The 13,273-nt window shown below is 40.2% G+C and carries 13 protein-coding genes; 12 read left to right on the top strand and 1 reads right to left on the bottom strand.

From position 1 onward, the window contains the following. The first annotated feature begins 933 nt into the window (after positions 1–933). From rpmH to AC3ISB_RS28110, 11 genes are all read left to right on the top strand, one after another. The gene (rpmH, locus tag AC3ISB_RS28160) at positions 934–1,068 is read left to right on the top strand and encodes a 50S ribosomal protein L34 (protein ID WP_034316183.1); all 135 of its coding nucleotides are present in this window, start codon (positions 934–936) and stop codon (positions 1,066–1,068) included. 80 nt (positions 1,069–1,148) lie between these two features. Beyond that, the gene (gene rnpA, locus AC3ISB_RS28155; RefSeq protein WP_076368512.1) at positions 1,149–1,505 is read left to right on the top strand and encodes a ribonuclease P protein component; all 357 of its coding nucleotides are present in this window, start codon (positions 1,149–1,151) and stop codon (positions 1,503–1,505) included. Positions 1,506–1,680: 175 nt separating this feature from the next. After that, on the top strand, positions 1,681–2,469 hold the full coding sequence (gene spoIIIJ, locus AC3ISB_RS28150; protein ID WP_098370328.1) for a YidC family membrane integrase SpoIIIJ: 789 nt from the start codon (positions 1,681–1,683) through the stop codon (positions 2,467–2,469). Further along, positions 2,466–3,086 (top strand): RNA-binding cell elongation regulator Jag/EloR, encoded by a 621-nt coding sequence (gene jag / locus AC3ISB_RS28145; protein WP_098370327.1) that lies wholly within the window; start codon positions 2,466–2,468, stop codon positions 3,084–3,086. Before spoIIIJ ends, jag begins: the two co-directional genes overlap by 4 nt. Positions 3,087–3,430: 344 nt before the next feature. Continuing rightward, positions 3,431–4,816, top strand: coding sequence for a tRNA uridine-5-carboxymethylaminomethyl(34) synthesis GTPase MnmE (gene mnmE / locus AC3ISB_RS28140; protein WP_098370326.1), 1,386 nt, complete (start codon positions 3,431–3,433; stop codon positions 4,814–4,816). A 21-nt stretch (positions 4,817–4,837) separates the two neighbouring features. Further along, complete coding sequence (mnmG, locus tag AC3ISB_RS28135) at positions 4,838–6,724, top strand: tRNA uridine-5-carboxymethylaminomethyl(34) synthesis enzyme MnmG (protein ID WP_098370325.1); 1,887 nt, start codon at positions 4,838–4,840, stop codon at positions 6,722–6,724. Between the two features lie 29 nt (positions 6,725–6,753). Continuing rightward, entirely contained in the window at positions 6,754–7,470 is a 717-nt protein-coding gene (gene rsmG / locus AC3ISB_RS28130; protein WP_141992407.1) for a 16S rRNA (guanine(527)-N(7))-methyltransferase RsmG, read from the top strand. Positions 7,471–7,848: 378 nt separating this feature from the next. Next, positions 7,849–8,709 carry a nucleoid occlusion protein gene (gene noc, locus AC3ISB_RS28125; protein ID WP_377410216.1) on the top strand — a complete coding sequence of 287 codons (861 nt, stop codon included), beginning with the start codon at positions 7,849–7,851 and terminating at the stop codon, positions 8,707–8,709. A 260-nt stretch (positions 8,710–8,969) separates the two neighbouring features. Continuing rightward, positions 8,970–9,731 (top strand): ParA family protein, encoded by a 762-nt coding sequence (locus AC3ISB_RS28120; RefSeq protein ID WP_076368556.1) that lies wholly within the window; start codon positions 8,970–8,972, stop codon positions 9,729–9,731. Continuing rightward, positions 9,724–10,584 carry a ParB/RepB/Spo0J family partition protein gene (locus AC3ISB_RS28115; RefSeq protein WP_480340091.1) on the top strand — a complete coding sequence of 287 codons (861 nt, stop codon included), beginning with the start codon at positions 9,724–9,726 and terminating at the stop codon, positions 10,582–10,584. Before AC3ISB_RS28120 ends, AC3ISB_RS28115 begins: the two co-directional genes overlap by 8 nt. A 52-nt stretch (positions 10,585–10,636) precedes the next feature. Beyond that, complete coding sequence (locus AC3ISB_RS28110) at positions 10,637–11,338, top strand: DUF554 domain-containing protein (protein WP_076368504.1); 702 nt, start codon at positions 10,637–10,639, stop codon at positions 11,336–11,338. 55 nt (positions 11,339–11,393) lie between these two features. Here AC3ISB_RS28110 and yyaC read toward each other — a convergent pair whose 3' ends face one another. Further along, complete coding sequence (yyaC, locus tag AC3ISB_RS28105) at positions 11,394–12,029, bottom strand: spore protease YyaC (protein ID WP_076368503.1); 636 nt, start codon at positions 12,027–12,029, stop codon at positions 11,394–11,396. A 391-nt stretch (positions 12,030–12,420) separates the two neighbouring features. Here yyaC and AC3ISB_RS28100 point away from each other — a divergent pair, with 391 nt between their 5' ends. After that, positions 12,421–13,257, top strand: coding sequence for a mechanosensitive ion channel family protein (locus AC3ISB_RS28100; RefSeq protein WP_480340092.1), 837 nt, complete (start codon positions 12,421–12,423; stop codon positions 13,255–13,257). The last annotated feature ends 16 nt before the right edge of the window (positions 13,258–13,273 follow it).

The following is a 13,273-nucleotide window of genomic DNA, read 5'->3' as shown; positions in this document are numbered from 1 at the left end:
ACTTATCCCTCCTTTGCAAAAAATTTTTAATGATTGTATCTAAATGTATAGGCACAAATAAACTCATCGATTGCCGTCTTTATATTAATTTTGACAGCAAAGGTTCGGTGAGCTGTATAAAGGAATTTTGTGTTGTGTAATGTGAAGTGCCTAAAAACTATATCTTGCGCTGTACAACTTTTGTACAGACTACATCTGGTAAGCCAGTGCAGATTTGAATGTTTATTCATCAACAGGTATTTTAAGAATTATATAATAAAGAAGAAAAAAGGGTTTTCGACAATATCCACCATCTGTGGACAGATTAATATACACAGGTCGAATAAACTATCCACAAGTTATACACAGTCTGTGGATAAACGTTCCCTGTTGATAAAGTTATTCAGAGTGAAAACACAAATATAATATCAGAAATTCAGGCGTCTTGCAATGGGTTAGAAAACTTTATCCACAACTTACCGAGCTTGTGGGAAAAACTTTTCCACAGGCCATTGTTATGTGCAAAAGTCTATAAAATGGTTTGTGGATAGAAAAAAACATGTCGAATTTTATCCACAGACCGTGATTATAGCCTCGAATTAATTTAACTTGAACCAAGTTGTTCAAGCCGGAAGACGTGCATGTGACAGATAGAAAGTGATTCAGGTTCATTCATATTATTTGTCGAATTTTGTGTCGATCAAGAGAGGATTCATTGCGAATCTCATATTTGTGCCCATCGATAAAATGATGGAAATTTCCCTTTCCCCAAAAATTTCTATATCAGTTCGGAGCAAAATCATTTACAATAGGCTAGGTAGTAAAAAAAGGCCTACTGGACATTGAGCATTAAAAATGAAATATTTTTATGGATGAGGTTGACAAGTAGAAACCTCCATCTATATAATTGTAAAGACTGTCTTTAACTGTTATTCCTCAGGGAGGTGTCATATAATGAAAAGAACTTATCAACCGAATAACCGCAAACATAGTAAAGTTCACGGTTTCCGTGCACGTATGAGCACGAAAAACGGACGTAGAGTAATCGCTGCACGTCGCCGTAAGGGCAGAAAAGTATTATCTGCATAGACCACTGAAAAGTCTCAGTGGTCTTTTTTCGCAAAATAAGGGATTTACTGAGACTCAATTCATGTAATGAAGGTGTAAAAATGAAAAAAAAGTTAAGGATTAAGAAAGAGGACGAATTTCAGCTTGTGTTTAAAAAAGGTGAATCTTCTGCTAATCGGCAATTCGTTGTCTATGTCCTTGAAAAGCCGGGTCAGGATTATTTTCGGATCGGCCTTTCAGTCAGTAAAAAAATCGGGAACGCCGTTGTTAGGAACCAAATCAAAAGATACATACGGCAAGCGTTTTTGGAATTGAAAGAAGATATAGAAGAGGGTAAGGATTATATTGTGATTGCTCGAAAACCAGCGGCGGAGATGGACTTTTTCCAGGTGAAAAGCAGCTTGATCCATGTCCTGAAACGTTCTAAATCATTAAACTTTAAAAAGAAAAAACAATAAAGTCCCCTTATATCGAATAAGCACTCCTCGGATCATGTGGTTACTTGAGAAAAATGACATAGAAAATTCCGATTGTAAACTGTGGAAAAAGTGGATTGCTTTTCCTTGAAATCTTCTAATAATCAGTTCACAATTGTTTCAAAAAAGATTGATTGCAGTTAGGAGGAAATTACGGTTGAAAAAACGAATATTACTCATTATTGGACTAGCCTCGATAATGATGTTGTTAGCAGGGTGTACTGAAATCAAAGAACCTATTACTGCAGAGAGTGAAGGTTTTTGGAATTCATACATTGTCTATCCATTATCAGCCCTGATCATTTGGCTTTCTGAAGCATTTGGTGAGAACTATGGTTTGGGAATCATCGGTGTTACACTTATCATTCGCTTAGCATTACTTCCATTAATGATCAAACAGGTGAAAAGCTCGAAAGCAATGCAGGCCATTCAGCCTGAAATGAAAGAACTTCAAGCAAAATACAGCTCAAAAGATGCTGCCACACAACAAAAACTACAACAAGAAACAATGGCTCTATTTTCAAAATATAATGTGAATCCATTGGCGGGATGTTTGCCGATATTGGTGCAAATGCCGATTTTGATCGGATTTTACCATGCAATCAGCCGGACGGAAGAAATTGCTTTACATAGTTTTCTTTGGTTTGATTTAGGTTCCCCGGATCCTGTTTATGTTTTACCGGTCGTTGCAGGTATCACGACTTTTATTCAGCAAAAGATGTCCATGGCTGGAATGAACTCCAATCCACAAATGGCGGCACAAATGACGATGATGCTTTACATCATGCCAATCATGATTGTTGTTTTTGCTATTAATTTCCCCGCTGCTCTTTCTCTTTACTGGGTAGTTGGTAACCTTTTTGGTATCGTTCAAACATATTTCATCAAAGGTCCGGATCTTAGAAAAGCAGCTGCGGAAAACGCGGGAGGGGCAAAGAAAAAGTGAAAAAGGTAACTGCTACAGGACAATCTGTCGAAGAAGCAGTAAATTTAGCTTTAGCTCAACTGAACAGCACTAAAGATCGCGTGGAGATTGAAATAGAAGATGAGGGCAAAAAAGGATTTTTTGGTTTATTTGGTGCTAGGAAGGCCATTGTCCATGTGACATTGCCTGCAGATCCCATTGAAGAGACACTTGGGTTTTTGAAGAATGTCAGCGTGGAAATGGGAGTCGATGCACAAATTGATGTCACTCGTAAAGGGAAGAACGTAACATTCCATTTATCAGGTGATAAAATTGCATTATTGATTGGTAAAAGAGGTCAAACACTAAATTCACTTCAGTATTTAGCGCAGCTTGTTGCAAATCGATATTCGAAGCAGTTTTTGAATATTACTGTAGATGCAGAAGATTATCGAAATCGCCGCAATGACACTTTAGTCCAATTGGCTGAAAGAATGGCAAATAAAGCCATGAAAACAGGTAAAGCTGTTTCACTCGAGCCGATGCCATCCTATGAACGGAAGGTCATCCATAATGCCCTCTTGGATTATCCAAAAATAAAAACAACTTCAAGTGGGACTGAGCCATATCGCCACTTGGTCATTACTCCACTTAAATGAACCTTCTGCTTTTAAGCAGGGGTTCTTTTTTTAGGCCATGAAATCGTTGTGTGTTTAATGTTTTTTTTAAGTATTAATTCAACAATAACTGACAAAATTCTTTTTATATTCTCTTGATTCGTAAAGGGAATGGGAGAAAGGGAAGCGGGCGATATTTGTTATTCACATGTGGATAAGTTAAAATGAATATTACAGAATATGGATTAATTGCATGTGGATAACTCTTGGAGAGCAGGAGTATCTACTTTTTTTCATGAATATACTGTGGTATTGTAGTAATTTAGGGATTCGACGATTTTATTAACAGAAAAAAATAGAACCATCATTATATAAGAGGTGAAAGCATGGAATTCGATACAATCACCGCTATCTCTACTCCCTTAGGGGAAGGGGCAATCGCCATCGTTAGAATCAGCGGTGATGAGGCCATAGAAATAGCCGATAGGATCTTTAAAGGACCAGGTGGAAAAGGATTGCTTGAAGTGAAATCACATACGATTCATTATGGCCACCTTATCCAGCCTAAAACAGGTGAAATCATAGAGGAAGTCATGGTTTCGGTCATGATGGGTCCAAAGACATTTACAAGAGAAGATGTAGTTGAAATAAATTGTCACGGTGGAATCGTTTCGGTCAATCGGGTATTGCAGCTTATTCTCTCACAAGGTGCTCGTTTAGCGGAACCTGGTGAATTTACGAAACGGGCTTTTTTGAATGGCAGGATCGATCTCTCTCAAGCTGAGGCCGTTATGGATTTAATCCGGGCTAAAACGGATAAAGCCATGAATGTTGCATTAGGTCAAATGGAAGGCCGGCTTTCGAAATTAATCCAAAACCTGCGTCAGGAAATTTTACAAACCCTCGCTCAAGTCGAGGTAAATATAGATTATCCGGAATATGATGATGTCGAAGAAATGACGCATCGTTTATTTTTGGAAAAGGGCAGTTATGTGAAGAATGAAATAGAGAAACTGCTTCACACGGCCCAACAGGGGAAAATACTTCGGGACGGGCTTGCGACCGTTATCATAGGGCGCCCTAATGTCGGAAAATCTTCTTTGCTTAACAGCTTAGTTCATGAAAATAAAGCGATCGTCACTGATATTCCAGGTACAACACGTGACGTAATCGAAGAATATGTCAATGTTCGCGGTGTACCGCTTAAACTTGTCGATACGGCAGGAATTCGCGAAACGGAGGATATCGTCGAACGAATTGGAGTTGAACGGTCCCGTGCAGTATTAAAAGAGGCTGATTTAATATTGCTTGTATTGAATTATTCAGATGATTTCACTACTGAAGATGAGAAACTATTTCAAGCGGTTGAGGGTATGGATGTCATCGTTATCATCAATAAAACCGACCTTCCACAAAAAATCGATATGGCCAAGGTCAAGGAAAAGGCGGCATCCCATAAAGTTGTTACGACTTCATTACTGGAGGATCGAGGGGTCGATGAATTGGAGGAAGCTATCGCTTCTTTATTTTTCGAGGGTTCTTTAGAAACGGGAGACCTGACCTATGTTTCCAATGCCAGGCATATAGCTTTGCTGGGACAGGCATTACAGTCAATTGAAGATGCAATCGATGCTATTGAAATGGGTACACCGGTTGATTTGGTTCAAATCGATTTCACGAAAGCATGGGAGCTACTTGGAGAAATCATTGGCGAAAGCGTTCAAGATAATTTGATCAACCAATTGTTCTCTCAATTTTGTTTAGGAAAATAAGCGTAAAAGGAGGAAAAGGATATGCAGTACGAAGCAGGTAGCTATGATGTCATTGTTATTGGTGCCGGACATGCTGGAAGTGAGGCAGGCCTTGCAGCGGCAAGAGTCGGAGCTAAAACGTTGATGATCACCATTAACTTGGATATGGTCGCCTTCATGCCATGCAATCCCTCCGTTGGTGGGCCGGCAAAAGGGATAGTCGTTAGGGAAATTGACGCTTTAGGCGGAGAAATGGGAAAAAATATCGACAAGACCCATATTCAAATGAGGATGCTCAATACGGCTAAAGGTCCGGCTGTTCGTGCATTGCGGGCGCAGGCAGATAAATTTCTCTATCAACAAGAAATGAAAAAGACGATAGAAGACCAAGAAAATCTAACATTGATTCAAGGAATGGTAGAGGAATTAATTGTTGAAAACAACGTATGCACGGGTGTCATCACTAAAACAGGCGCGGTGTACCGTGCGAAGACTGTCGTAATCACGACTGGAACATATTTACGCGGTGAAATCATTTTAGGAGAACTGAAATATTCAAGCGGCCCTAATAATCAGCAGCCTTCCATCAGGCTTTCTGAACATTTAGAGCAGTTAGGATTTGATTTGGTCCGTTTTAAAACAGGAACGCCGCCACGCGTGAATAGCTCTTCCATAGATTACAGCAAGACGGAAATTCAGCCTGGCGATGAAATGCCGCGTGCATTTTCTTATGAAACGACAAAGTTTATAACGGATCAATTGCCATGCTGGTTAACGTACACGAATGAGGGGACACACCAGCTCATTGATGAGAATCTACACCGTTCACCAATGTATTCGGGAATGATTAAAGGAACTGGGCCGCGTTATTGTCCATCGATTGAAGATAAAGTCGTCCGTTTTAATGATAAACCAAGGCATCAAATATTCCTGGAGCCTGAAGGTCGCAATACAAAGGAAGTTTATGTGCAAGGTTTATCTACAAGTCTGCCTGAAGATGTGCAAGTGAAAATCCTGCAAACAATTCCAGGACTTGAAAAGGCGGAAATGATGCGCGCTGGATATGCAATTGAATATGATGCTATCGTTCCTACACAGCTATGGCCTACACTTGAAACGAAGAAAATCAAAAATCTTTATACTGCTGGCCAAATTAACGGGACATCCGGCTACGAGGAAGCAGCAGGACAAGGATTGATGGCCGGTATTAATGCAGGATTGAATGCAATGGGTAAAGAAGAACTGATATTAAGCCGTTCGGATGCCTATATTGGTGTTCTCATTGATGACCTTGTAACGAAAGGCACGAATGAACCATACCGATTGCTGACTTCACGTGCAGAATATCGTTTATTATTGCGTCATGATAATGCCGATTTACGCTTAACGGAAATTGGATTCAATATCGGAATGATCAAAGAAGAACGCTACAATCGATTCCTTATGAAAAAAGAAGCGGTTGAAATGGAAAAGGAACGACTGAAATCAAACTTCATCAAACCGACCAAAGAGGTACAAGAAGTCATTACTGCAAGTGGCGGCAGTGAGTTAAAGGATGGAATCCGGGCCTCCGATTTATTGAAACGGCCTGAAATGGATTATTCCCATATCCAGAAGTTGGCGCCAAGTGATGTCGAACTGAGTGATGAAGTGACGGAACAGGTCGAAATCCAGATCAAGTATGAAGGATATATCGAAAAATCCTTGCAGCAAGTCGATCGCCTGAAAAAAATGGAGAATAAAAAGATTCCAGAGAATATCGATTATGATGCAATTTCTGGACTTGCAACGGAAGCACGTCAAAAATTAAAGCAGGTCCACCCGCTATCAGTAGCTCAGGCTTCAAGAATTTCCGGTGTGAATCCCGCTGATGTTTCCATTTTGCTTGTTTATTTGGAACAAGGAAAGATTGCCAGAGTATCTCAGTAATGGAAATACCCGAAAAGGATTGAAAAGACATGAATATTGAACAGTTCCAACAAGCACTGCTGGAGAAAGGGATCGAGCTTTCTCCTCAACAGCTTGATCAGTTTGACACTTATTATCGATTATTGGTGGAATGGAACGAAAAGATGAACTTAACAGCCATCACTGATAAAGAAGAAGTTTATCTTAAGCATTTTTATGATTCAATCAGTGCAGCCTTCTATTTTGACTTTAACAAATCATATCGAATTTGCGATGTTGGGGCTGGAGCTGGATTTCCGAGTATTCCATTGAAGATTTGTTTCCCTGATATCCACGTCTCGATTGTGGATTCCTTGAATAAGCGAATTTCTTTTTTGAATCACCTTGCGGATTCCTTGCAATTAAAGGGAGTTTCCTTCTATCATGACCGGGCGGAAACCTTCGCCCAAAAACAGGAGCATCGCGAATCCTATGATATTGTCATGGCAAGGGCAGTAGCCAGGATGTCCGTTTTAAGTGAACTATGTTTGCCGCTCGTTAAACTGGATGGGACGTTCATTGCCATGAAAGCGGCTAGTGCACAAGATGAAATGGACACAGGGAAGAAGGCCATTTTTACATTAGGCGGAAAAATTGAAGAAATTCATCCTTTCACATTGCCAGAGGAAAATAGTGAAAGAAACATCATTACTGTAAAAAAAGTGAAGAAGACTCCTAAAAAATACCCAAGAAAACCAGGGACACCGAATAAGCAGCCTATTGAATAACCCTGTACGATGAGTAAGTTTTCATAGTAAGCGTAGATGATTCAGATATATGGCTGGTACTTGCCCTTATTTTCTTTTACTATAAATGTATGACCTTATTATTTTCACTCAATACTGCATTTGCCAACAAGAAGGCATTTTCGGTACATGTCAAAACATGTGCCCTGTGCTGGCTGATTCAGGGAAATAATTTTGGGCAAGCCGGCCGATAGTTACAATAACTGGCCCTCCATTCCTCATTATTGCCTTGATGGCGCCAGTCGACATGTTTTTTACAGCGAAGGGCCATATGTATAACCATGTCGGGAAATGTATGCAGGACTTGTCCTATAAATAGAGAATATGTTATTTGGGAGTTTTAAAAGGTGGTGTAGGAAGATGAAGCATCCTTTTTCGCGGTTCTTTGGGTTTGGCGAAAAGGAAGAAGAGCAACTAGAGATGGAGACACCTAGCAATAATAATGAAGAGATAAGAAAAATTTCCATTTCTGATATTGTGCCTAATCGATTTCAACCAAGGACCGTTTTTAATGACGATAAAATTGCCGAATTGGCTCAAACGATCCATACACATGGGATCATTCAACCAATTGTAGTAAGGGCTTATGGTCAGGGAAAGTATGAAATCATTGCAGGTGAGCGTCGTTTTCGAGCCATGCAAAAGCTTGGCTGGGAATTGGCACCCGCTATAATCAAAGATTTCACCGATACAGAAACGGCTTCCGTTGCGCTGATAGAAAACCTTCAGCGTGAAGAACTGACACCGATTGAAGAAGCTTTGGCTTATGGAAAACTATTGGAGCTGCATAGTTTAACACAAGAAGCTTTGGCACAAAGACTGGGAATAGGACAATCTACCGTGGCGAATAAGCTTCGGCTGCTTAAGCTGCCCCAGGAGGTTCAGGATGCACTTCTTCAAAAGCAAATTACGGAACGCCATGCCCGCTCGTTGATACCGTTGAAGAGTCCTGAAAAGCAGCTTAAACTGCTTTTGGAAATCATCGAAAAAGGGTTAAACGTCAAACAGACCGAAGAGCAGGTCGTCAAGCTCTTGAAGGGTACTGTGCAGAAGCCGAAACCTAAGCGAAAAGCGTTTAGTAAAGACATGAGGATTGCCGTGAATACCATACGCCAATCACTCAATATGGTTACAGACAATGGAATAAATTTGGATGCAGAGGAAGAAGAATTCGAGGAGTATTATCAGTTCACGATTAAAATACCCAAGAAAAAAACTTGAGTCCCTATCCTTACCCGCTTGGTAGTCTCCGATTACCAAGCTTTTTTTATTTTCGCGCTAAAACTGGTATTTCCACCTTGAAAAACATTCAACTTTTCCCGGATTTTTAATGCTTTTAGATATATTTCAAATTTTAAGAGGAATTTCAGAAAACGATTTCTTCCAGTAACATTCATGATAAAATAGAAAGAAATAAATGGATTTACGGTAAAAATCAATAGATATAAGCGTGATGAAGATAGTTGAAAGCGGGTGAATTCGTGGGTAAGATTCTCGCCATTGCCAATCAAAAGGGCGGTGTTGGAAAAACGACAACTTCTGTCAGTCTAAGTGCTTGTCTTGCATACATAGGACAGAAAGTCTTAATGGTCGATATTGACCCGCAGGGAAATGCGACAAGCGGTGCAGGCATTGACAAAGCCGATGTGGAACAATGTATTTATGATGTATTGGTTGATGATGTCGAGGCCAGTACCGTCATCATGGAAACAAAGGTAGAAAACCTATATGCCATACCTGCGACAATTCAACTAGCAGGTGCAGAAATTGAACTTGTTCCAACCATCTCAAGGGAAGTCCGATTAAAAAGGGCGTTAGAAGAGGTGCAGGGCCAATATGATTACATTGTGATTGACTGCCCTCCATCATTGGGTTTGCTTACGCTTAATGCCTTAACGGCCGCCGATGCAGTTTTGATTCCGGTACAATGTGAATATTATGCATTGGAGGGTTTGAGTCAACTATTGAATACGGTCCGCCTCGTCCAAAAGCATTTGAACCATGATTTGAAAATCGAGGGTGTGCTATTGACGATGTTGGATGCAAGAACGAATCTAGGTCTCCAGGTCATAGAAGAAGTCAAAAAATACTTTCAGGATAAAGTCTATCAAACCATCATTCCCCGCAATGTCCGTTTGAGTGAAGCACCGAGCCATGGAGAACCGATAATTATATATGATCCAAAGTCTCGAGGGGCGGAGGTCTATCTAGAACTGGCAAAGGAAGTGGTATCAAATGGCTAAAGGACTTGGCAAAGGACTTAACGCACTTTTCAACAGTGGGGAGATCAGTAAAGATGAAATCGTGCGAGAAATCAAATTAAGGGAATTAAGGCCAAATCCTTATCAGCCCCGAAAGAGCTTTCGGCTTGAAGCTATAGAGGAATTAAAGAAATCCATCATGGAACATGGGATATTACAGCCGATTATTGCCCGGGAAAGCATTAAGGGATATGAAATCGTGGCTGGGGAAAGGCGTTATCGTGCTGCCAAGGAAGCTGGTTTAAAGACAGTTCCGGTCGTTGTGAGGAAATTGAGCGAACAGCAGATGATGGAACTGGCGATTTTGGAAAACCTGCAACGGGAAGATTTGAATCCGATCGAGGAGGCTGTCGCTTATCAAACGCTTCTTGAAAAATTGGAATTCACCCAGGAGCAGTTGGCCAACCGGCTGGGTAAAAGCCGTCCCCATATAGCAAACCATGTTAGATTGCTATCTTTGCCTGAAGGGATTAGGAGATATATCTCCGACGGGGAAATTTCCATGGGGCATGGCCGGGCATTGCTAGGTTTAAAGAAAAAAGAGATGCTTAAGCCAGTGGCGGATAAAATCCTCAAAGAAGGAATGAATGTCAGACAGCTAGAGCAATATATACATCAATTGAATGATACCGTTTCACGTGAAACTAAACATAAGAAACAAGAAAAAAAAGATATCTTCATAAAGCAACGGGAGACAAGTCTGCGTGAAAGACTAGGAACGAGCGTAACGATAAAACAAAGCAAGAAAAAAGGAAAAATAGAAATAGAATTCTTTTCAAAAGAAGATTTAGAGAGAATTTTGAACTTGATCGATCAAGAGAACCTATCCTCTTAGATCACCTTATGAAAAGATCGTGACGACATATGCAGAAAATTAGGTGGATGAGATGGTATTATTAGGGGCTTTGGTGAATGGTGCCTGCATTTTAATCGGTTCGATTTTAGGAAGGTTTTTGCAACATATACCTGAAAAGATAAAAGAAACGGTCATGAGCGGTATCGGTTTGGCCGTCATGGTCCTAGGTTTGCAGATGGGCTTTAAAAGTGATAATTTCCTTGTTGTCATTTTAAGTATTGTCGGAGGGGCTGTCCTCGGTGAATGGATGAATCTTGAGGCCAGGCTGAATTCTTTAGGCAATTGGCTTGAACGCAGGATGAAAGCGAAGGAAGGAATTTCAATATCTCAGGGATTTGTAACGGCTACGCTCATATTTGGCATTGGGGCGATGGCCATCATCGGTGCCCTGGATAGCGGTATCCGGAATGATCATGACGTTTTGATAACAAAAGCGATCATCGATGGATTTACGGCATTGGTCCTCGCCAGTACGCTTGGCATAGGTGTACTTTTTTCAGCATTTCCGGTCATTCTTTATGAGGGGTTCATAGCGATTTTTTCAAGGCAAATCAATACGATGATCCCAACTGCTTTAATGGATTCCTTCATACTGGAAATGACGGCAACTGGGGGAGTCATGATTTTGGCAATTGGTTTGAATATTATCGGTCTGACCAAAATAAGGGTGGCAAATCTGCTTCCAGGCATAATGATCACCGCGATTCTGGTTACTTTCATGTATTATGTATAAAAAAAGAAGGAAGGGGCCATCCCCTTCCTTCTTTTTTATGATAAGAAAAAACCGATCATAGGGTTTTTTCTTGCTTGAATGACCATGTGAAAGGAGTGATGGAAGGTTTTATTGGATAATGATTTTGTGCTTCATAAATCCCCTCGGCAATGGTTTTGGCCATTTTTAGCACAAGATTAAGACGTGTGTTCTGCAAGACCATGAACTCCATGAATCCACTTACATTCACGATTCCTGTAATATGGGCATTTCCGACGGAAGGAAGATCTTTATTGACCCCAGCTCCTGGTTTCACTGGTCCCTGGCCGATTTGAACGATGCCGACACTTTTCATTTTCCCTAAGCAAGCATCGATTCCAACTATAAAGGGATTGGCATGCATCTTTTTGATTTCATTTAATTTTTCCTGTAAATTCATCGCATGTATAGGGTCATCCAGAGTACCATAAACATGGAATGAAGAAGAACCGTTTTCAGCTTTTTCACTAAGCAGAGTGCCGACAAGTGGTCCGAGTGAATCGCCTGTGGAACGGTCCGTGCCTATGCAGACGATGACGATTGGTTGGAGCTTTCCGGTTGGTAGGAGGTTGATTAATTCCTGGGAAATTTGCTTGGATGCATCCGTATCTTCATGCAGGATGCGACTCAATCTATTTTTATTATTATTAAATAGACTAGAATTCAGATTCATTGGCTCAACTCCTTTACTTTATTTGGTATTACAGTATACGGATAAAAAGGGGAAAATATACGGTATTTAACATCATGGATGAGGGAATTTTTTGTAGAACATGCAAACAGGTGAAGGGGATATGAATCGACGTTATCCTCTACCAATTGCTTTCATTTATACTTTCTAGTAAATAATTACTTTAATATTTGGGAAAAAACTTCTAATTCTTTTACCTATATACCCATAATTTTTTTGTACAGAAACCATTATTTATTGATAAAATAGAGAAAATCGCTCTACTTCATGGTTATCTCAATGCATGAAGGGTAGAGGAATACGTCTATATGGGAAAAAATCATATAGACGATATAAAAGATTTGCAGTTAATTGCATTAGGCAGGAGGAAAATATGGATCGCATTTATGATAACGTTACAAAAGAGATATTGGATGAAAAGATATGGCTGCTGTTGGGCGAGGGGATTATTAAAATCTTCCTTGTTCTGTTGTTATCGCGTATTATTATTAGAATAGGAAAGACTATTCTGAATAAATTTTTCAAAGCACGTTTAAGGAGTCCCATTCGGGTATCGGAGCGCAGGGAAGCGACACTCATTAAATTGCTTGAAAATATCATTACCTATGTCATCAATTTCATTGCCTTGATAATGATTCTGGAAATTTTCGGAATCGAAGTAATGCCATTACTCGCTGGTGCCGGTGTTCTCGGTTTGGCAGTTGGTTTTGGTGCTCAAAGTTTGGTCAAGGATATAATTACAGGATTTTTCGTTATTTTTGAAGATCATTTCTCGGTTGGGGATTATATTAAAATCAATAATTTTGAAGGGGAAGTCATTGAGATCGGGCTTCGTACAACGAAAATTAAAAGCGGTGCAGGTGAATTGCACTTCATACCCAACGGCAGCATCATCCAGGTCACGAATTATTCCATTTTAAATAGTATGGCTGTTGTTGATGTGACCATACCTAACGATGGATCGGTCGAGCGTGCTGAGAAGGTGCTGATTGATCTTTTAAACAGTATGGAAGGCAAATACGATGCATTGATCAAAACACCTGAATTTTTGGGAATTGAAAAAATTAGTCCTGAAGAAATCGTCTTTCGGATTAAAGCGGAAACAAAGCCGATGCATCACATTGAAATCAGTAGGATATTAAGAAATGAAATGAGTGCTGCGCTTGATTCAAGTGGGATTAAATCTACGTACAATGGCAGCGAGTCATAGGAATTAGGGGGCTCAT

The organism is Peribacillus sp. GL_122, from assembly GCF_057835005.1.
This window is presented reverse-complemented; position numbering and strand designations above follow the sequence as displayed.